Origin of the sequence: Pseudomonas sp. SIMBA_068, from assembly GCF_046534705.1 — a bacterium.
GTDB classification, from domain to species: domain Bacteria; phylum Pseudomonadota; class Gammaproteobacteria; order Pseudomonadales; family Pseudomonadaceae; genus Aquipseudomonas; species Aquipseudomonas putida.
On the sequence record NZ_JAWRYI010000001.1, the window covers coordinates 221,806 to 240,315 of the forward strand.

The 18,510-nt window shown below is 61.4% G+C and carries 20 protein-coding genes; 16 read left to right on the forward strand and 4 right to left on the reverse strand.

The window, feature by feature from the left end:
- Positions 1-2: 2 nt before the first annotated feature.
- Together SB756_RS00985 and SB756_RS00990 are read right to left on the reverse strand one after the other, a co-directional pair.
- Positions 3-1,967, reverse strand: a complete 1,965-nt coding sequence (locus SB756_RS00985) for a MacB family efflux pump subunit (protein ID WP_410910001.1) — start codon at positions 1,965-1,967, stop codon at positions 3-5.
- Positions 1,968-3,140 carry an efflux RND transporter periplasmic adaptor subunit gene (locus tag SB756_RS00990; RefSeq protein WP_341796346.1) on the reverse strand — a complete coding sequence of 391 codons (1,173 nt, stop codon included), beginning with the start codon at positions 3,138-3,140 and terminating at the stop codon, positions 1,968-1,970.
- 239 nt (positions 3,141-3,379) lie between these two features.
- On the opposite strand from SB756_RS00990, the gene SB756_RS00995 reads away from it, so the two are divergent.
- The 5 genes from SB756_RS00995 (at position 3,380) to SB756_RS01015 (ending at position 6,698) form a co-directional block, all read left to right on the forward strand.
- On the forward strand, positions 3,380-3,856 hold the full coding sequence (locus tag SB756_RS00995; protein WP_016498679.1) for a sigma-70 family RNA polymerase sigma factor: 477 nt from the start codon (positions 3,380-3,382) through the stop codon (positions 3,854-3,856).
- Between the two features lie 168 nt (positions 3,857-4,024).
- Positions 4,025-4,504 carry a histidine kinase gene (locus SB756_RS01000; RefSeq protein ID WP_410910002.1) on the forward strand — a complete coding sequence of 160 codons (480 nt, stop codon included), beginning with the start codon at positions 4,025-4,027 and terminating at the stop codon, positions 4,502-4,504.
- A 73-nt stretch (positions 4,505-4,577) separates the two neighbouring features.
- Positions 4,578-5,903 carry an MFS transporter gene (locus tag SB756_RS01005; RefSeq protein WP_410910003.1) on the forward strand — a complete coding sequence of 442 codons (1,326 nt, stop codon included), beginning with the start codon at positions 4,578-4,580 and terminating at the stop codon, positions 5,901-5,903.
- A gap of 94 nt (positions 5,904-5,997) precedes the next feature.
- On the forward strand, positions 5,998-6,294 hold the full coding sequence (locus tag SB756_RS01010; RefSeq protein ID WP_410910004.1) for a type II toxin-antitoxin system MqsR family toxin: 297 nt from the start codon (positions 5,998-6,000) through the stop codon (positions 6,292-6,294).
- A 2-nt stretch (positions 6,295-6,296) separates the two neighbouring features.
- Positions 6,297-6,698 (forward strand): type II TA system antitoxin MqsA family protein, encoded by a 402-nt coding sequence (locus SB756_RS01015; RefSeq protein WP_341796342.1) that lies wholly within the window; start codon positions 6,297-6,299, stop codon positions 6,696-6,698.
- A 70-nt stretch (positions 6,699-6,768) separates the two neighbouring features.
- Here the strand turns inward: SB756_RS01015 and SB756_RS01020 are convergent, their stop codons facing one another.
- A complete protein-coding gene (locus tag SB756_RS01020) occupies positions 6,769-8,451 on the reverse strand; it encodes an electron transfer flavoprotein-ubiquinone oxidoreductase (protein ID WP_080642769.1) in 1,683 nt (560 codons plus the stop codon).
- Between the two features lie 532 nt (positions 8,452-8,983).
- Between SB756_RS01020 and SB756_RS01025 the strand changes: the two genes are divergently transcribed.
- The 9 genes from SB756_RS01025 to SB756_RS01065 all read left to right on the forward strand — a co-directional run bounded on the left by SB756_RS01025 (position 8,984) and on the right by SB756_RS01065 (position 16,017).
- Positions 8,984-9,733 (forward strand): electron transfer flavoprotein subunit beta/FixA family protein, encoded by a 750-nt coding sequence (locus tag SB756_RS01025; protein ID WP_016498683.1) that lies wholly within the window; start codon positions 8,984-8,986, stop codon positions 9,731-9,733.
- The gene (locus SB756_RS01030) at positions 9,734-10,663 is read left to right on the forward strand and encodes an electron transfer flavoprotein subunit alpha/FixB family protein (protein ID WP_028613362.1); all 930 of its coding nucleotides are present in this window, start codon (positions 9,734-9,736) and stop codon (positions 10,661-10,663) included. It abuts the gene before it with no gap.
- A gap of 75 nt (positions 10,664-10,738) precedes the next feature.
- Entirely contained in the window at positions 10,739-11,560 is an 822-nt protein-coding gene (locus tag SB756_RS01035; protein WP_341796341.1) for a substrate-binding periplasmic protein, read from the forward strand.
- A 9-nt stretch (positions 11,561-11,569) separates the two neighbouring features.
- The gene (locus SB756_RS01040; RefSeq protein WP_049275988.1) at positions 11,570-11,923 is read left to right on the forward strand and encodes a DUF4398 domain-containing protein; all 354 of its coding nucleotides are present in this window, start codon (positions 11,570-11,572) and stop codon (positions 11,921-11,923) included.
- Positions 11,920-12,732: an OmpA family protein gene (locus SB756_RS01045; protein ID WP_341796340.1), complete on the forward strand. Its 813-nt coding sequence runs from the start codon at positions 11,920-11,922 to the stop codon at positions 12,730-12,732. The genes SB756_RS01040 and SB756_RS01045 overlap by 4 nt, the downstream gene beginning before the upstream one ends.
- A 279-nt stretch (positions 12,733-13,011) precedes the next feature.
- Positions 13,012-14,454: a PLP-dependent aminotransferase family protein gene (locus tag SB756_RS01050; RefSeq protein WP_016498688.1), complete on the forward strand. Its 1,443-nt coding sequence runs from the start codon at positions 13,012-13,014 to the stop codon at positions 14,452-14,454.
- Between the two features lie 64 nt (positions 14,455-14,518).
- Positions 14,519-14,995, forward strand: coding sequence for a hypothetical protein (locus SB756_RS01055; protein ID WP_341796339.1), 477 nt, complete (start codon positions 14,519-14,521; stop codon positions 14,993-14,995).
- Between the two features lie 129 nt (positions 14,996-15,124).
- Complete coding sequence (locus SB756_RS01060) at positions 15,125-15,379, forward strand: YkgJ family cysteine cluster protein (RefSeq protein WP_009684718.1); 255 nt, start codon at positions 15,125-15,127, stop codon at positions 15,377-15,379.
- A gap of 32 nt (positions 15,380-15,411) precedes the next feature.
- The gene (locus SB756_RS01065; RefSeq protein ID WP_341798913.1) at positions 15,412-16,017 is read left to right on the forward strand and encodes an START domain-containing protein; all 606 of its coding nucleotides are present in this window, start codon (positions 15,412-15,414) and stop codon (positions 16,015-16,017) included.
- Between the two features lie 100 nt (positions 16,018-16,117).
- Here SB756_RS01065 and gltA read toward each other — a convergent pair whose 3' ends face one another.
- On the reverse strand, positions 16,118-17,407 hold the full coding sequence (gltA, locus tag SB756_RS01070) for a citrate synthase (protein WP_016488282.1): 1,290 nt from the start codon (positions 17,405-17,407) through the stop codon (positions 16,118-16,120).
- Between the two features lie 352 nt (positions 17,408-17,759).
- On the opposite strand from gltA, the gene sdhC reads away from it, so the two are divergent.
- Together sdhC and sdhD are read left to right on the forward strand one after the other, a co-directional pair.
- The gene (gene sdhC / locus SB756_RS01075; protein ID WP_008091902.1) at positions 17,760-18,146 is read left to right on the forward strand and encodes a succinate dehydrogenase, cytochrome b556 subunit; all 387 of its coding nucleotides are present in this window, start codon (positions 17,760-17,762) and stop codon (positions 18,144-18,146) included.
- Positions 18,140-18,508, forward strand: coding sequence for a succinate dehydrogenase, hydrophobic membrane anchor protein (sdhD, locus tag SB756_RS01080; protein ID WP_016498691.1), 369 nt, complete (start codon positions 18,140-18,142; stop codon positions 18,506-18,508). Before sdhC ends, sdhD begins: the two co-directional genes overlap by 7 nt.
- The last annotated feature ends 2 nt before the right edge of the window (positions 18,509-18,510 follow it).

An 18,510-nucleotide genomic window follows, 5' to 3' on the forward strand; every position in this document is an offset into this window, starting at 1 on the left:
GGTTATTCGCTGGTAAGGGCTTTGACCGGATCGAGGCGGGCGGCCTTGCGCGCCGGCATGAAGCCGAACACGATGCCGGTGACGACGGCGCAGGCAAAGGCACCGAGCATGGCTGGCAGGGCAAAGGCTACTGCCACCTCGGCCAGCATCAGGCCGCCGCCAATGGCCAGGGCCAGTACGATGCCAGCCAGGCCGCCGACCATCGACAGCATTACCGCCTCGCTGAGGAACTGGCGCAGAATGTCGCGCTGTCGCGCGCCGGTGGCCATGCGGATACCGATTTCCCGGGTACGCTCGCGCACGGTCATCAGCATGATGTTCATTACGCCGATGCCGCCTACCAGCAGCGAGATTGCGGCGATCGCCCCCAGCATCAGCGACAGGCTGTTCTGCGTGCGTGCTTCGGCCTGGATCAGTGCCGCGTCATTGGTCAGCTCGAAGTCCTGGCGGCCATTGTGGCGTTGGCGCAACAGCTGGTCGATGGCTGCTTCGGCCTGGTTGACCCGGGTAGAATCAAGGGCAGCGACGGCGATGTAGTCCGGGTCGCGCTGGCCGAACAGGCGGATGGCGGCGGCAGAGTAGGGCACGGCGATGCGCCCATCGCTGTCCTGGTCGCCGGAGCTTGCGCCTTTGCCAGCCAGGATGCCGATCACCTGGAAGGGCACATTGCCGATCAGGATGTACTGCCCCAGCGGATCGCGCCCTGGGTCGAGCATTTTCTCCCGCACTTTCTGGCCGATCACGGCCACGGCGGCCGCATTGGTTTCGTCGCTTTCGCTGTAGAAGCTGCCTTTGGCCGCCGGCCAGTTGAAGATCTCCGGGAAAAAGGTGTTATTGCCGCCTACGTAGAATGTCTGACTGTTGTTGCCATGGCGCACCATCAGTTTTTCGCCAATCACCGGCATCACATGCTTGACCTGCGGCAGTTCGCCAATGGCTGCCACATCATCAAGGGTGATGGTGCCGGCAGGCTCGCCAAGCGTCGCCGGCTTGCCATTGAGGTAGAGGATGTTGGAGCCGAAGGCGGCCATCTGAGCCATGACCTGACGCTTGCTGCCTTCGCCCACGGCCAGCATCACCACCACCGAGGCCACGCCGATGACGATACCCAGCAGAGTCAGGGCGGTGCGGAAGCGGTTGACCCACATGACCCGCCAGGCTGCTTGCAGGGCTTCGAGCAGTTCACCCTTCCATGCCCCGCGCAGGGTAGCGCCGCGGTCCAGGCGCTGGCGCAACTGTTCGGCTTGCAGGCCTTGGCCTTGGTCGATCGCCGGCTGTTCGCCGGCCGAGTCACCTATGATCAGACCGTCGCGGATCTCGATCACCCGCTGCGCCCGCGCGGCCACTTCGCGATCATGGGTAATCAGGATGATCACATGGCCCTGGCTGGCCAGTTCGTCGAGCAGTGCCATCACCTCGGTGCCGCTGTGGCTGTCGAGGGCGCCGGTGGGCTCGTCGGCGAGGATGATATGGCCGCCGTTCATCAGTGCGCGAGCAATCGAAACCCTTTGCTGCTGCCCGCCGGACAGCTGGTGCGGGCGGTTGCCGGTGCGGCTGGCCAGGCCCAGACGGCCGAGCAGGGCGCTGGCGCGGGCGTGGCGTTCGCTGGCGTCAATGCCGGCATAGATGGCCGGCATCTCGACGTTTTCCTGGGCCGAGCCCGAGGGGATCAGGTGGTAGCCCTGGAACACGAAGCCAAATGCTTCGCGGCGCAACCAGGCCAGTTCATCGCTATCCAGTTCGGCCACATCTTTGCCGGCAAAGCGGTAGCTGCCAGAGGTTGGGCGGTCGAGGCAACCAAGGATGTTCATCAAGGTCGACTTGCCCGAGCCTGAGGCTCCGACGATGGCGACGAACTCGCCGGGGTGGATGCTGAGGCTGATGCCATGGAGGATATCGACTTTGGGGGTACCCACACCGCCATAGGACTTGCGGATGTCGATCAGCTCGATCAAAGGTGTGCTCATTCAGCCTCCGCTCACGGCGGGGGCGCCGATGACCAGGCGCTCGCCTTCGTTGAGGCCGTCCAGCACCTGTACCCGCAGCCGGTCACTGAGCCCGGTGCGTACCTGACGCTGTTCCACCTTGCCGTCCCCAGTCAGCACGTGCGCCAGGCGCAGGCCGTCACCGTCATCCAGCGCAGCCAGCGGTACCGTCAGCACCTGGCTGGCCTTGCCAGCGACGAAGAACACCTGCGTGGTCATCTCGGCCATCAGCGCGCCGTCCGGGTTGTCGACATCCAGCAGCACGCTGTATTGCACAACCTGGCTGCCGGCACTGCCATTGCTGACGCTGGCCGGGCTGCCGCCGCCCTGGCTGGCCTGTTCCAGTGGTTTGGGCGGGATTGGCAGCACTTGCCGCACGGTGCTGGTCCAGCGGCGCTTGCCGCCTGCCAGGGTGGTGAAATAGGCGGTCATGCCTGGTTTGACCTTGCCAATGTCGGCCTCCGACACCTGTGCCCACACGGTCATCGGCGAGAGCCTGGCGATGCGCAGGATCAACGGGGTTTGCTGCTGGGCGTTGAGGGTTTGCCCTTCGCGGGCATCAACCGCCACCACCGTGCCGTCCATGGGGGCGTAGATCCGCGTGTAGCCCAATTCGGCTTCGTCGCTTCGCAGGCTGGCCTGGGCCTGGCGGATCTGCGCCAGGAACATGTCGATGCGCGCCTGGGTGACCTTCATCTGCGCGAAGGCGGTTTGCACATCTTCATCGCGGGTGGCGCCAGCGGCGGCCAAGTCGCGCTGGCGCTTGAGCTGCTGCTGGGCCAGCAGGTATTGCGCGCGCTGTTCGGCCAACTGGGCCTTGAGGTTGTCGATAGAGAAGCGCCCGGCATCCAGACGCGCTTGCTGGGTGGAGGGGTCGATCTCGACCAGCAGTTGGCCCTTGCGCACGGTGTCGCCAACTTCAACGTGCAGCTTGTGGATCTGGCCGGAGGCCTGGGCGCCAACATCCACGTAACGTCTCGGTTGCAAGGTACCCAGCGCGGTAACGCTGCTCTCGATATCAGTGCGGGTCACGGCGACCGTGCTCAACGGCTGGGCGCCGTAGGGCAGGGCCTTCAAGGCCAGCAGGCTGCCTAGGCCGAGCAAGCCCAGGCCAGTGAGCAGGGCACGGCGACGGGTGTTGGTTAAAGGTCTCATGCAGACATCCAGCCAAGGGGTGTGGGGACGCGCATCAAGTGGCGGGCGCGGACCGGGTGCCAGATAGACGAAAGCGGTAGCGGGGGATTTAGCAGGGGGGCGGGCTAACACGTGGCCAGCCGCGCTTGTTGCTGAGAATAATTATAATTTGTAAGATCGCACGTTGACATCACTCGGTCCTGCATTGCTGCCTGAAAGGGCTTTCTGGCAAAAGCTGGCAGGACATCTCAGGTATCGTCGTGGAACATTACTATCGCGAACTGGTGGGTTTCCTCTCCGCACGCCTGGGCAGTCGTCAGGCCGCCGAGGATGTGGCGCACGATGCTTACCTGCGGGTGCTGGAGCGCACCGACGCCGAGCGTATCGAGCACCCACGCGCCTTCCTCTACCGCACGGCGCTCAATCTGGTGGTTGACCGCCACAGGCGATACCAGGTGCGCCAAGCCGAGCCGCTGGAAGTACTGGATAGCGACGAGCGCTGGCACACGGCGGCGCCGGCCCATGACTTGCAGCTTGATCAGCGGCTGGCGTTGATGCAGCGTGCACTGGATGAGCTGAGCAAGGTGTGTCGCGACTGCTTCCTGCTGCGCAAGCTCGATGGCCTGTCGCACCCGCAGATTGCCGAGCACCTGGGCATATCCCGCAGCATGGTGGAGAAACACATCGTCAATGCGATGAAGCACTGCCGGCTACGCATGCGCGAGTGGGAATCGTGAAGGCCGGCTTAAAGGCAAATGCAAATTCCGTCAGTCAATCACTTGATTTATGCGGGTTTCCCGACTTCTATCAAAGAAGACCGCTGCCAGGCTTGGCCATGGCAGTAGCCGGTACTGGCGCAGTATGGTCATGGAGCGTACCCATTACCCAACTGCCCAGGTCCCACCATGGCAAACAAGACCCTGCGCATCCTCATCGCCGACGCACACCCGTGCCAGCGCCTGCAGCTGGAGCGGTTGCTCAATGGCCTGGGCTATTACCGGATCGCCCCCGTGGAGAGCTTCGAGGAGCTCCAGCGCCTTGTTCAGTGCGCCTTGCAGCCTTTTCATCTGCTGCTGGGCAATATCGAGCTGGCGAATCATGCCGGGGTCGACCTGGCGCGCTTCTGCCGCGTCAGCACGCAGATCCAGCACGCCCTGCTTTACCACTCCAGTCAGTTGAAAGTGCCTTCAGTACCGCAGGCCGAACGCCAGGCGGTCAGCCTGAGCCTCCCCCAGGTGCCTGATAACGAGGCGCTGGAGTCATTCATGGCGATCATCGACGCGCCGCTGGTGGTCGGCAAGTTGCCGCTGCCGGGCAGCATGCCGGCTACCGCGGCGCGGCCACGGCCGCGGGCCAACTTCGCGCACACGGTGTTCAACCGCTAGCGGCGCAGCGTGCAGGGCAACGGGGCAGCTATTTGTTATCCTCTTGCCCTTTGCCGATTTGCGGACCCCTGCCATGACTGCCATCGATACCGCTCGCCCGCCCCGGTTCAGCCGCGGCGATCACCGGACCCTGGGCCTGGCGGCACTGGGTGGCGCGCTGGAAATCTACGACTTCATCATTTTCGTGTTCTTTGCGCTGACCCTCAGCCAGCTGTTCTTCCCGCCCGAAATGCCCGAGTGGCTGCGCCTGCTGCAAAGCTTCGGCATCTTCGTCACCGGTTACCTGGCGCGGCCGCTGGGCGGCATCCTGATGGCGCACTTTGCGGACCACCTGGGGCGTAAACGTGTGTTCAGCCTTAGCATCCTGATGATGGCCCTGCCGTGCCTGCTGATCGGCGTGATGCCGACCTATGCCGACATCGGCTATGCCGCGCCGTTGATTCTACTGGCGCTGCGTATCTTCCAGGGTGCGGCGGTGGGGGGCGAGGTGCCGAGTGCCTGGACCTTCGTTGCCGAGCACGCGCCAGCCGGCCGACGCGGTTATGCCTTGGGCTTCCTGCAGGCCGGGCTGACCTTCGGCTACCTGCTGGGGGCGCTGACCGCGACCTTGCTGGCGCAAGTATTCACACCGCAGGAGATCCTCGACTACGCCTGGCGTTACCCGTTCCTGTTGGGTGGGGTGTTTGGCGTGATTGGCGTGTGGCTACGTCGCTGGCTGAGCGAAACACCGGTGTTTCTTGCCTTGCGCGCACGTCAGGAACAGCCGGTGAAGTTCCCCCTGCGGCGGGTACTGGGCGAGCACCGCCGTGCGCTGATTCCGGCGGCGCTGCTGACTTGCGTGTTGACCTCTGCCGTGGTGGTGCTGGTGGTGATAACCCCGACGGTGATGCAGCAGCGCTTCGGCATGAGCGCCGGGCACACCTTTGCCCTGAGCAGTGTGGGCATCGTCTTCCTCAATATCGGCTGCGTACTCGCCGGCCTGCTGGTTGACCGCGTGGGCGCCTGGCGTGCGCTGATGCTTTACAGCGTGCTGCTGCCGCTGGGCATCGGCGCGTTGTACGCCAGCCTGAATGGGCAGTGGGGCATGACCTGGCTGGCCTACGCGCTGGCAGGGCTGTCCTGCGGCGTGGTGGGGGTGGTGCCGTCGGTGATGGTCGGGTTGTTCCCCGCCGAGATCCGGGTTTCGGGCATTTCCTTCACCTATAACGTGGCCTACGCACTGTGGGCCAGTACCACGCCGCTGGCATTGATCGCGCTGATGCCGTGGAGCCCGTGGGTGTGTGTCGGGTTTTGTCTGATCATGGGTATGGTGGGGCTGCTGACGGCCCTGTATTTCGGGCGCCGCGAGCCATTGACGTTTACTGCGGAGCCGATGCCGATCATGTGTGGTGACAAATGAGAGGGTAACGCTATTGAGGCGCTGAGGCAGACTTCCGGGCGGGGGTTATTGGAATAACCTATTGGCCAAATTTAACCTGGAAGGTTAATTTCTCATGGAAAAGAGAACGCCTCACTGTCCGCTGGAACGGGTAAAAGTCTTGGCTGCTGCAAGGCGCATCAGCCCTACAAGCGCTGCACTGAGAGGCGCCAAAGCGCTGGGAATGGATTATCCGGGCATGCTTGAAGTGATCTCCAGTTTGGAGCGCACTGATTTTTACAAGAGCATGACCAGCCATGTGGATCATCGGGTTTGGCAGGACGTCTATCGTCCGCTTACAGCAATTGGGTACGTTTATCTGAAAGTGTCCGTGGTAGACGACGTGCTCATCGTGTCTTTCAAGGGGTTGTAACCATGAGATGTCCAATATGCGGCGGTGCGGAGCTTGCACCTGATGTTCAAGGCATGCCCTATAGCTATAAAGGAGGGGCAACCGTCATCCCGGACGTAAGTGGCGATTACTGTTCCGCATGTGGTGAATGTGTACTTAGTCACGATGAGGCCATGCGTGTCAGTAACCTGATGACGGCATTCGAGCGCCAAGTCAACGCAACTGTTGTGGATCCTTCCTTCATTGCTTCAATGCGCCGGAAGTTCGATCTCGACCAGCGTGAAGCGGGGGAAATTTTCGGTGGTGGCGTCAACGCGTTCTCCCGTTATGAAAATGGCAAGACCACACCACCCGTGGCATTGGTGAAACTGCTCAAGCTGCTGGATCGCCATCCAGAGCTCTTCGAGGAAGTGCGTACTGCCTGATTTTGGCGGTAACAAAAAGCCCCCGGCTCGTGAGAACCGGGGGCTTTTTGTTGCCGCCAGGGCAGAGGCCTTACATGTTCGGGTAGTTCGGCCCGCCAGCGCCTTCAGGGGTGACCCAGGTGATGTTCTGGGCCGGGTCCTTGATGTCGCAGGTCTTGCAGTGCACACAGTTCTGCGCGTTGATCTGGAAGCGCTTGTTGCCGTCTTCCTGGGTGACCACTTCGTACACGCCCGCCGGGCAGTAGCGCTGGGCCGGCTCGTCGTAAAGCGGCAAGTTGCTGGCGATCGGGATACTCGGGTCGGTCAGCTTCAGGTGGCAGGGTTGTTCCTCTTCATGGTTGGTACTGGAGAGGAATACCGAGCTGAGCTTGTCGAAGCTCAGCTTGCCGTCCGGCTTCGGGTAGTCGATCTTTTTCGAGTCGGCAGCCAGCTTGAGGCAGGCGTAGTCCGGCTTGGTGTCGTGCAGGGTGAACGGCAGCTTGCCGCCGAACCAGTTCTGGTCGACGTAGTTGAATGCACCACCAAACAGTGGGCCGAACTTGTGCAGCGCAGGGCCGAAGTTACGGCTGGCGAACAGTTCTTCGTGCAGCCAACTGGCCTTGAAGGCGTCAACGTAAGTGTTCAGCGCATCGCCGCCCTCGCTGCCAGCGATCAATGCGTCCGCTACTGCTTCGGCCGCGAGCATGCCCGATTTCATCGCGGTGTGGCTGCCCTTGATCTTGGAGAAGTTCAGGGTGCCCAGGTCGCAACCGATCAATGCGCCACCGTTGAACACCATCTTCGGCAGCGAGTTCAGGCCGCCTTTGCAGATGGCGCGGGCGCCATAGCTGATGCGCTTGCCGCCTTCGAGGTACTGCTTCATCACCGGGTGGTGCTTCAGGCGCTGGAATTCGTCGAACGGCGACAGGTACGGGTTGGCGTAGGACAGGTCGACGATCAGGCCGACCACCACCTGGTTGTTTTCCAGGTGATAGAGGAACGAGCCACCGGTGTTGTCCTTGGCTACCACGTCCAGCGGCCAGCCGGCGGTGTGCACCACCAGCCCCTGCTCGTGCTTGGCCGGGTCGATCTCCCAGATTTCTTTCAGGCCGATGCCGTAATGCTGGACATCGGACTCGCTGTCGAGGTTGAAGCGCTTGATCAGCTGCTTGCCGATGTGGCCACGGCAGCCTTCGGCAAACAGGGTGTACTTGGCACGCAGTTCCATGCCCGGGGTGTACAGGCCTTCCTTCGGGTTGCCTTCGCGGTCGACACCCAGGTCGCCGGTGACGATGCCGCGGACCACGCCGTTGTCGTCGAACAGCGCTTCCTGGGCGGCGAAGCCCGGGTAGATTTCCACGCCCAGGTTCTCTGCCTGCTGGGCCAGCCAGCGGCACAGGTTGCCCAGCGAGATAATGTAGTTGCCATGGTTGTGCATGGTCTTGGGCACGAACAGGTCCGGCACCTTGGTGGCGCTGCCGGCATCCTTGAGCACATAGATGTCGTCGCGCTTCACTTCGGTGTTCAGCGGTGCGCCGAGCTCTTTCCAGTCGGGGAAGAGTTCGTTCAGGGCGCGGGGTTCGAACACCGCGCCGGAGAGGATGTGGGCGCCGACTTCAGAGCCTTTTTCCACCACGCAGACGCTGATTTCGCTACCGGCTTCGGCGGCCTTCTGCTTCAGGCGGCAGGCGGCGGACAGGCCTGCCGGGCCGGCGCCGACGATGACCACGTCGAATTCCATGTATTCGCGTTCCACTGGTTCTCTCCTACTCATCAAGGCTCGTGCTGTTGCTTTGTCTTATGGGTGTTTGCGCGCAGTGGCTCATCACGGGAGCGAAACTGTAGCTGCGCAAATGACGGACTACACCGTTTTGTCTTGGCCGCGCATTATATCTACACCACTTGGCGGGTCCAATACAAACGTTTGTTTGAATTTGCCGCAGGCCAGTAAAATCAAAGGAACACGGCTGGAGGGTGACCGATTTGCCGTATTGACCGGATGGGGTGTTACGGTCAAGATACGAGCGGTTTTACGTTCGCCGTAGGCTTGCAGCCGGGCGCAGGTACACCTCTAAAGACCAGGTGTGGAGCAGGGTTTTGCGGCCTTGGGCCGGTTTGTAGTGGAGTTTACACGCCACGACAGAAAATGACCCGTGAGTATTTGTCGCAAGAGTCCGGACAAGACTGTTCGGTCACAGTGAAGATACTGGCTCCCGGTACGTTTTTAGAGGTGCCCTTGTACCCACGCGCATCGCCGGGCTCAGCCCCAGGCGACTATCTATTCACCGGAGAGTAACGAGGAATCCATGAAGGTTCTTGTAGCTGTCAAACGAGTGGTCGACTACAACGTCAAGGTTCGCGTCAAGGCGGACAACTCCGGCGTCGACCTTGCTAACGTCAAGATGTCCATGAACCCCTTCTGCGAAATCGCCGTGGAAGAGGCCGTACGCTTGAAGGAAAAAGGCGTTGCGACCGAGATCGTCGTCGTTTCCGTCGGCCCGACCACTGCCCAGGAGCAACTGCGTACCGCCCTGGCCCTGGGTGCCGACCGTGCCATCCTGGTAGAAGCCGCTGACGAGCTGAACTCCCTGGCGGTGGCCAAGGCGCTGAAAGCCGTTGTCGACAAAGAGCAGCCGCAGCTGGTCATCCTTGGCAAGCAGGCCATCGACAGCGACAACAACCAGACCGGCCAGATGCTGGCTGCGCTGACCGGCTACGCCCAGGGCACCTTCGCCTCCAAGGTGGAAGTCGCCGGCGACAAGCTGAACGTCACCCGTGAAATCGATGGCGGCCTGCAGACCGTATCGCTGAACCTGCCAGCCATCGTCACCACCGACCTGCGCCTGAACGAGCCACGCTATGCGTCGCTGCCGAACATCATGAAGGCCAAGAAGAAGCCGCTGGAGACCGTTACTCCAGACGCGCTGGGCGTTTCCCTCGCCTCCACCAACAAAACCCTGAAAGTTGAAGCGCCGGCTGCCCGCAGCGCTGGCATCAAGGTCAAGTCGGTGGCCGAACTGGTCGAGAAGCTGAAGAACGAAGCGAAGGTAATCTAAATGACTATCCTGGTTGTCGCTGAATACGAAGCCGGCGCCGTTGCCCCGGCCACCCTGAACACTGTCGCCGCAGCCGCCAAGATCGGTGGTGATGTGCACGTGCTGGTCGCAGGCCAGAACGTCGGTGGCGTTGCTGAATCCGCTGCCAAGATCGCTGGTGTGGCCAAGGTCCTGGTTGCTGATAACGCCGCCTACGCCCACGCCTTGCCGGAAAACGTCGCGCCGCTGATCGTCGAGCTGGCCAAGGGTTACAGCCACGTGCTGGCCCCGGCCACCACCAACGGCAAGAACATCCTGCCGCGCGTTGCCGCGCTGCTGGACGTGGACCAGATCTCCGAGATCATCTCGGTCGAGTCCGCCGACACCTTCAAGCGCCCGATCTATGCCGGTAACGCCATTGCCACCGTGCAATCGAGCGCTTCGATCAAGGTCATCACCGTGCGTACCACCGGCTTCGACCCAGTCGCTGCCGAAGGTGGCTCGGCTGCTGTTGAAGCGGTGAGTGCCGCGCACAACGCCGGTATCTCGGCCTTTGTCGGTGAAGAGCTGGCCAAGTCCGACCGCCCAGAGCTGACCGCTGCCAAGATCGTCGTTTCCGGCGGCCGCGGCATGGGCAACGGTGACAACTTCAAGCATCTGTACAGCCTGGCCGACAAGCTCGGTGCTGCTGTCGGTGCCTCACGCGCTGCGGTCGACGCCGGCTTCGTGCCGAACGACATGCAGGTCGGCCAGACCGGCAAGATCGTTGCGCCACAGCTGTACATCGCCGTCGGTATCTCCGGCGCGATCCAGCACCTGGCCGGCATGAAAGACTCCAAAGTGATCGTTGCGATCAACAAGGACGAAGAAGCGCCGATCTTCCAGGTGGCCGACTACGGCCTGGTCGCTGACCTGTTCGAAGCGGTTCCGGAGCTGGAAAAGCTGGTCTGATCCGCCTGCATCACTTATAAAGAACCCGGCCCTCGCATTGAGGGTCGGGTTTTTTTATGGGTTGAGGAGTGAGGGATGACGTTGCGCGGAACGGGCAGGGTGCTGGCATGCATGGTGGCGTTGGCTTCGCCGCTGGCCATGGCGGCAGGCAAGTGCGAGCGCCTGGTGGCAACCGGCAGCCCTGATGCGCCGCCTTATTCGTGGCAGGACCCAAAAGACCCGAAACACCTGATAGGCGCCAACGTCGACCTTTTGCGCCAGGTGGCTGGCGAGCTGGGGGTGAAGGTGGAGGTGCTGAGTGCAGGCCGTCGCGACCAGGCCCTGGAGGAAGTGCGCAGCGGGCGTATGGACCTGCTGCTCGATACGCCGCTGCAGGTGGAGCAACTGACCGCGCTGGACTACATCCACCCACCCCTTCAACTCAACGAATACCTGGTGTGGACACGCCACGATGCCACGCTGACCTTCGATGGCCCGGCGGACCTGGCACAGTACCAGGGTAGCTTGTCCGAACGCGCGCGCCTGACCCCGGCCTTTACCGCGTTTGCCAAGGCCCAGCTGAAGCTGGTGCCGGCGCAGAACCTGACCCAGGCGTTCCAGAAACTGGTGCTTGGCCAGGTGGACTATGTACTCGCTGGTCGCTATTCGGGCATGGCCATGGCCCAGAGCCTGGGCATGAACAATGACCTGGTCGCCCGCGGCCTGCCGGTGGACCGGCCAGGCCTGTACTTGGCCCTGTCGCACAACTCGGCATGCAATGACAGCTGGTTGCGTGGGCAATTGGCAAAAAAACTGACAGAATTGCCGATCTCCGGTGCGTCCGAGGCGGTCCTGCAACGTAATGTCGAGCGCTGGAAAGCGCAGTTGCAGGTGCCGGCGGACGCCCCCAAACACTAGGAAGATTGCGTGAGAACCCAACCACTAATCCTTGCCTTGGCCGTGCTCGGCCTGGCTGGCTGCGCCAATGATCCGGCCCCTGACGAGCAGATGCGCATTTCCGAGCAGGCACTGGAGCAGGCCAGGGCCGTAGGTGCCACCGAGCAGGTCGAAACGCTGCAGATGGCTGAAGACAAGCTGGCCCGGGCCAAGGCCAACATGCTGACCCAGGACTACCGTGATGCGCGCATGCGCGCCGAGCAGGCCGAACTTGATGCCCGCCTGGCCGAGGCCCAGGTGCTGAACCAGAAAAGCGAAGAGCAACTGCAACTGCTGCAGTCGCGGGTCAAGCGCTTGCGCAAGCAACTGGAGGTGCAGCCATGATGCGCCGTACACCATTGGCCGCGCTGGTGTTGCTGGCGCTGGCAGCAGGCTTGCAAGGTTGTGCCAGCCAGCGCAGCTCTGCTGCGCTGGATGAAGCCAGTGCCACCTTCGCCAAGGTCAAGGATGATTCCGATGTGCTGCGCAGTGCGCCACGTGACGTGATCCGTGCAGGTGAGTCGCTGGCCCGTGCCGAGCGCCTGTCCAGCTATATCGGCACCGGTTCCGATGTGCGTCATTACGCTTACCTTAGTCAGCGCTACAGTGAAATTGCCAGTGAGCATGCCAAGCTGGCGCTGAACCAGGAGCGCCAGGCCAAGCTTGACCTCGAGCGTCAGCGCCTGCAGTTGGCGTTGCGCGAGGCCAAGCTGGCCAGCGTGCAGCAGCAAGGCAAGTGGGTCGAGTCGCAGATCGCTGCGCTGGCTTCGGAGCAGACTGATCGTGGCCTGGTGATGACCCTGGGTGACGTGCTGTTTGATACTGGCCGTGCCGAGCTGAAGAATTCGGCCAGCCGTACCGTGCTCAAGCTGGTGCAGTTCCTTCAGCTCAACCCGCGGCGGGTAGTGCGTATCGAAGGTTATACCGACAGCACTGGCGCGGCCGAAGACAACCTGAAACTGTCCCGCGACCGGGCGCAGGCCGTGGCCGACATGCTGGTGGACCTTGGTATCGACGAAAAGCGCCTGCAGGTCGAGGGCTATGGCGACCAGTACCCGATCGAGGCCAACGCCTCTGAGCGGGGCAGGGCGCAGAACCGCCGCGTGGAGATCGTGTTCTCCGACGACAAGGGCAGGCTCGCGCCTGCGCGCTGATCGCTGGCGTGCGGAGGACGGCACCGGCTTTGCCGGTGTTCGCGGCTAAAGCCGCTCCCACAGGGTAGTGTCAAGCCCAAGACATGTGCAGAACCTGTAGGAGCGGCCTTGTGCCGCGAAAGGGCCGCCATGCGGCCCCGCTTTTTGTCGGCTTAGTCGTTTCGATAGCTATCACGCTATTGTATTGTCGACTATGTTGCATACTGTCCCAGTACACTTTGCAACTGTTACGGTATCCTCTACCGTCACTGAGCCGTATAAGAACAACGAGCCGCCGCCATGACCAACCTGCTGCTGTACCAGCGTATCGCCCAGCAACTGGCCGATGACATCCGTCGCGGTGTCTACCAGCCAGGCGAGCGGGTACCCTCCGTGCGCAAGATGAGTGCCCAGCTCAATGTCAGCCATGCCACGGTGCTGCAGGCCTATGCCAACCTCGAAGACCAAGGGTTGATCCGCGCGCGGCCACAATCTGGCTACTACGTGCACCAGACGCCGGCCCTGACCGCGCAAACCCCGGACATTGCCCGGGTGGAGCGCCCAGGCCTGGTCACCCGTGCCAGCATCATCCAGCAAGTGCTGACCGAGGCGCGCCGTGATGGCGTGTTCCCGTTCGGCGCCGCGGTGCCGCATGTCGACTACCTGCCAGTGCGTGCCCTGCATCAGCAAATTGCCAAGGTCACCCGCTTTCACAGCCCGCGTGCCTTCAGCTACATGTTCAGCCCCGGTTTCGAGCCACTGCGCCGGCAGATCGCCATTCGCATGCGCGATGCCGGCGTGCTGGTCGACCCGCGTGAAGTGATCGTGACCCATGGCTGCGTCGATGCCCTGCAAATGTCCCTGCGCGTGTTGACCCGCCCGGGCGATCTGATCGCTGCCGAGTCGCCGACCTATTACGGGTTGCTGCAACTGGCCGATTTGCTCGGCCTGAAAGTGATCGAAATCCCCAGCGATCCATCCACGGGTATCAGCCTTGAAGCCTTGCAGCTGGCGGCTAACCAGTGGTCGATCAAGGCCTTGGTACTGACGGCGCGCCTGAGCAATCCGCTGGGTGGCACGGTCCCTGAGGAGCGGCAAAAGCAATTGCTGCGCCTGGCGTCAGACTTCGATATTCAGATTATCGAGGACGACATCTATGGCGAGTTGATGTTCGAGCAAGGCAAGACCAAAGCGCTGAAGGCATTCGACCGCCTGGACCGGGTGATCTACTGTTCAAGCTTCTCCAAGACCCTGTCCCCCGGTGTGCGCGTTGGCTGGATGATCGCCGGGCGCTATCAGGACGAAATTCAGCGCCTGCAGACCTTCACCACCCATTCGGCCTGTAGCGTGACGCAGATGGGGGTGGCGGCCTATCTGGAAAATGGCGGTTACGACCGGCACCTGCGCTACATCCGCCAGGAGTATCGCAAGAACCTCAGTGCCTACCAGTTGGCGGTGCAGCAGCACTTCCCCGAGGGTACCCAGATGACCCGGCCCACGGGCGGTTTCATCCTCTGGATAAGCCTGCCGGGGCGGGTCAATACCCAGGAGCTGCATGTGCGGGCGCTGGAGCAAGGCATCAGTATCGCGCCGGGGTTAATATTCAGTAACACGGAACAGTTCAACCACTGCATCCGCCTTAATTGTGGCATCCCGTGGAACAAAGAGGCCGAGCGGGCAGTGATTACGCTGGGTTTGCTGGCTCAGCAGTTGTGCAGGGAGCCTGCGCTCACACTTTTGTAAGGCTTGCCAGCCGCCCGTGGAACATGGAGCATACGCACCTTTCTTGCCAGTCTGTCCATTTGCCATGAAAGCTTTGCGCCGTTTTGCCTTGATCTTGTGCCTTGCACCGCTCTGCTACCCGGGCAGTCCAGCCTTGGCTGCGCAGCCGGCAAGCCAGGCGCAGGCAGCCCAGGGCAAAAATGTGCAAAAAAAGGCGCCAGGCAAGCCTGCGCAGAAGCAGGTGGTGAAAAAGGCTGGCAGCAAGAACAAGGCGCACAAGCCGGTCAGCAAAGCGGTCGCCAAACCATTGCCCAAGGCAAAGCTGGACCTCAGCCTGCCTGTCGATATGGTCGACAATCTGGAGCCGAATGTGGGTACCCCGTCGCCCATCCAGCGGCGCAAACCTTTGCTGCCGCCCATGTTTACCGAAAAGCCGGAAACCAGCGACAGCCCGTTCCAGCTCAATGGCCGGTTGATCAATAACGAAATGCAGCTGCAGTTGCGTAATGACAGCCGTCATGACGTGGAAGGGGCAGCCATCGATTTCGAGTATCGCCAGTAGCCGGGAACTGACTGCCGGGTCACGGCAAATTTCATCGTGCCAGTAATTTCAAACGCCTGTTTGAGCGGTTACTATCCAGGGACGTTCGTCCCGTTTTGTTCCAGGGAGTCCTGATTTTGGTGAATGACCATGAATTGCCGTGAGGGCTGTGGTGCCTGCTGCATCGCCCCGTCCATCACTTCTGCGATGCCGCGCATGCCCAATGGCAAGCCGGCTGGCGAGCGCTGCCTGCACCTGACGGCTGCCAACCTCTGCGACCTGTTCGGCAAGCCCGAGCGGCCGGCGGTATGTGGCGGCTTCAAGGCGGATGTCGAGGTGTGCGGCAGTGATCGTGACGAGGCAATCAGGATTCTTGGCTGGTGGGAGCAGATGACGGCGGCGTGACAGGCTGGATCTTCGACAACAAGGATAAACATATGAGATCGTTCAAGCGTATTGCACTGCTGTGTGGCGTGGGTGTTCTGCTGTCGCCTGCGGCCTGGGCCGAGAACTGGCAGGTGGCCAAGGACGAGGAGGGGATCAAGGTATCCCTCAGCGAAGTGGCGGGCTCCAAGTACAAGGCTTATCAGGGTGTCACCGTGATCAAGGCGCCGCTGGCCAAGGTGCAGGCGTTGCAGGAAGACGTGGTCGGCGCCTGCGCATGGATTCACGAGTGCAAGTCGCAGAAGCTGCTCAAGCATGAGGGTGACCAGAGCTGGACCTACACCCAGTTCAATACGCCATGGCCGGTGACGCCGCGGGATTCGATTCTGCATGTGACCACTGTCAAGGCAGCGGACGGCAGCCTGGTGCGGAACCTGAAGGAAGAGCCGACCTATCTACCGGAAGAGAAGGGCTTTGTGCGGGTAGCCAAGGTTGAGGGCTTCTGGAAGCTGGTGCCCAAGGGCGACAGCACGGAAGTGACCTACCAGGTGCACACCGAGCCGGGTGGTAGCGTGCCGGCGATGGTGGCCAACAAGTTCGTGGTGGATGCGCCGTTCAATACCCTGAAAGGGCTGCGCGAACGGGCTGAGAAAAACTGAGGTTTAACGCGGGGCTCCCGCAAGGGTCGAGCTGCGGCCATCAGGACCTGGAATAAAAAAGGCTGCCCGAGGGCAGCCTTTTTGCGTTCGGCTAAAAAGCTTACTTGCGGTCTTTCAGTGCAGTGATGTCGCGTTTTTGCTCGCCGGTGTACAGCTGGCGCGGACGGCCGATCTTGTACGGGCTGGAGAGCATTTCTTTCCAGTGCGAGATCCAGCCCACGGTACGTGCCAGGGCGAAGATCACGGTGAACATGCTGGTCGGAATGCCGATTGCCTTGAGGATGATCCCCGAGTAGAAGTCGACGTTCGGGTACAGCGAGCGTTCGATGAAGTACGGATCGGTCAGGGCGATCTCTTCGAGGCGCATGGCCAGTTCCAGCTGCGGGTCGTTCTTTATGCCCAGCTCGCGCAGGACTTCGTCGCAGGTCTGCTTCATCACGGTGGCACGCGGGTCGCGGTTCTTGTACACGCGGTGACCGAAGCCCATCAGCTTGAACGGGTCGTTCTTGTCCTTGGCCTTGGCGATGAACGTGTCGATGTTCGAGACATCGCCGATTTCATCGAGCATGGTCAGGACGGCTTCGTTCGCACCGCCGTGGGCCGGGCCCCACAGTGCGGCGATACCGGCGGCGATACAGGCGAACGGGTTGGCACCCGACGAGCCGGCCAGGCGGACGGTGGAGGTGGAGGCGTTTTGCTCGTGGTCGGCGTGGAGGATGAAGATCCGGTCCATTGCCTTGGCCAGCACCGGGCTGATCGGTTTGATCTCGCACGGGGTGTTGAACATCATGTGCAGGAAGTTTTCCGCGTACGACAGGTCGTTGCGCGGGTACATCATTGGCTGGCCCATGGAGTACTTGTAAACCATCGCGGCCAGGGTCGGCATCTTGGCGACCAGGCGCACCGCGGAAATTTCGCGGTGTTGCGGGTTATTGATGTCCAGGGAGTCGTGATAGAACGCCGACAGGGCGCCGACCACGCCACACATCACCGCCATCGGGTGAGCGTCGCGGCGGAAGCCGTTGAAGAAGGACTTCAGCTGCTCGTGAACCATGGTGTGGTTCTTGACGGTGCTGACGAACTGGGCCTTCTGCTCGGCATTCGGCAGTTCGCCGTTGAGCAGCAGGTAGCAGGTTTCGAGGTAGTCGGATTGCTCGGCGAGTTGCTCGATCGGGTAGCCGCGGTGCAGCAGGATACCTTTGTCGCCGTCAATGTAGGTGATCTTCGACTCGCACGAGGCAGTCGCCATGAAACCAGGGTCGAAGGTGAAGTGACCAGTGGCCCCCAACCCGCGGACGTCGATTACATCAGGACCAACGGTGCCGGTTAAAATGGGCAGCTCGACGGGGGCAGCGCCCTCGATGACCAACTGCGCTTTTTTGTCAGCCATGTGGCCTCCTATTAATGCTTGAAATCATCAGACAGACCCCCCACGCAGGGCCCGCACCACTATAGAGGGATAAATCCAGATGTCAATTTGCCTAAAGGCTTGTTGAAACAGGCATTCAAGCCTGATTTTTCCCGAAATTCTCGCCCATTTACGCCTTTTGTTCGTTAAAGGCAATGCGCTATTTGGGCTACCCCGTCACGTTGTCATAAGCAGCCTAACTGTCTATACTCGGCACCCGACCGCCAGGGGCTTGCAAGCCCGAACTGCTGGGGGTCGCCGTTCCCTGGGTGGTGGGTACCTGACCAGTACACTTACCAACAACTTTGCCCTGATTCGCTAGGGGCTCTTCAGTGTGAAAAAAGCCGTGAAAAGCCAACGACCTGTAAACCTAGACCTAAGGACCATCAAGCTCCCTGTCACTGCGTACACGTCCATCTTGCACCGTATCTCCGGCGTCATCCTGTTCATCGGCCTTGCCATCATGCTTTATGCACTGGGCAAATCGCTGGGTTCCGAGGAAGGCTTCGGTGAGGTGAAGGCGTGTCTGACCAGCCCGCTGGCCAAATTCGTGACCTGGGGTCTGCTGTCTGCCCTGCTTTATCACCTCGTGGCAGGTGTTCGTCACCTGATCATGGACATGGGTATCGGTGAGACGCTGGAAGGCGGCAAGCTGGGCTCGAAAATCGTGATCGTCATCTCCGTGGTGCTGATCGTTCTGGTGGGAGTTTGGGTATGGTAACCAATGTCACGAACCTGTCGCGTTCGGGCCTCTATGACTGGATGGCGCAGCGCGTTTCTGCGGTCGTTCTCGCGGCTTACTTCCTCTTCCTGATCGGCTACGTGATCGCCCACCCAGGCATCGACTACACCCAGTGGCATGGTCTGTTCTCCAACAACGCGATGCGGATCTTCAGTCTGCTGGCCCTCGTTGCCCTGGGCGCTCACGCCTGGGTCGGCATGTGGACCATTGCAACCGACTACCTGACGCCTATGTCGTTCGGCAAGTCGGCAACTGCGATTCGTTTCCTGTTCCAGGCGGTATGCGGCGTTGCGATGTTCGCTTACTTCGTCTGGGGTGTGCAGATTCTCTGGGGTATCTGATC